The 587-nt window shown below is 68.3% G+C and carries 1 pseudogene; it reads left to right on the forward strand.

From position 1 onward, the window contains the following. Window positions 1-587, forward strand: a pseudogene (locus EN884_RS37930) (autotransporter outer membrane beta-barrel domain-containing protein); the annotation flags it as partial.

Consider the following 587-nt stretch of genomic DNA (forward strand, 5'->3'; position numbering starts at 1 on the left):
GGTGACGGCCAACGGCGCAATCGATGGCCGCAGCGGGATTTCCGCGGTAAACTTGGGCGGGGGCACGCTCACGGTGACGGCGGCTGGTCCGGTCACCGCGACTGGCGGCGGCAGTGGCGGCATCTTTGCGCAGGGCAGTGGCGGCAATATCAAGGTGACTGCGGGCGACGTCACCGCCACCGGGTTTGCAGGCATCACCGCCCAAATGGTCTTCGCAGCGACTGCGGCCACGGTCGATGTGACCACAGGCAATGTCTCTGGCACGAGGGGCATCGCCGCGACCACTGGCGGCACGGGCGCGATCACCGTCACCACGGCCGGCATGATCACCGGCACCCTCTCCGAGGGCATTCTGGCGGCCGGCGGCGGCGCAGTGACAGTGAATGCCGCCAACACGGTGACCGGCGCGACCGATGGCCTGGAGCTGATCGCCGGCACCGGCGGCGCTGGCGATATCTTGGTCACCGGCGCCGGCGGTTTCGCCGGCGGCAGCGGCGATGCAGCCAACATCCTCAACAATGGTTCCGGCACGGTCAGCGTCAACATCTCAGGCGCCAGCAGCTCGATGGCAGGCAAAGGCATTGTGG

It is taken from the genome of Mesorhizobium sp. M7A.F.Ca.AU.001.01.1.1, assembly GCF_004022735.1.
In the GTDB taxonomy this organism is placed as follows: Bacteria; Pseudomonadota; Alphaproteobacteria; order Rhizobiales; family Rhizobiaceae; genus Mesorhizobium; species Mesorhizobium ciceri.